General features: G+C 49.9%; 1 protein-coding gene. It reads left to right on the top strand.

The features are described from left to right. Positions 1 to 215 (top strand): GMC oxidoreductase (locus tag EN780_RS37765; RefSeq protein WP_245500317.1); only part of this gene is annotated, 215 nt, incomplete at its 5' end. Positions 216 to 449: the final 234 nt, after the last annotated feature.

Below are 449 nucleotides of genomic sequence, written 5' to 3'. Positions count from 1 at the left end.
CCTGCCGAATGGGCGACGGCGACGACGCGGTCGTCGACAAGGACGCAAAAGTGCACGGCATTGAAGGTCTCAGAGTTGTTGATGCCTCGATCATGCCCGAGATCGTCAGCGGTAATCTCAATGCCCCGGTTATCATGATGGCGGAAAAGGTCGCGGACGCCATCCGAGGCCGCGTCGCTTTGCCTGCGGATCTACAGCCGTATCACACCGCTTGAAGACAGTCAGGGATGCAATGTCGAGGACGCTTGATATCTATCGTGAAAACGATTACATAAATCAAAACTCGTGTGGCGAAATATTGCAGCAGAAAAATTTCAATGAAAGAGAGTGTATAGGCGAATTAATATTTGAAACGTCAGCTGACGCCATCGTTTCTGGCCAAGGTATTCGTTGAAAACTCGAACAAATCCGATCTCGAAAAGGAGCATGGACGTGAGTGAACTAAAAGG

The organism is Mesorhizobium sp. M4B.F.Ca.ET.089.01.1.1, assembly GCF_004022605.1.
GTDB classification, from domain to species: domain Bacteria; phylum Pseudomonadota; class Alphaproteobacteria; order Rhizobiales; family Rhizobiaceae; genus Mesorhizobium; species Mesorhizobium abyssinicae.
The sequence above is the reverse complement of the archived record's forward strand: the minus strand, read 5'-3'. Positions and strand labels throughout refer to the sequence as shown.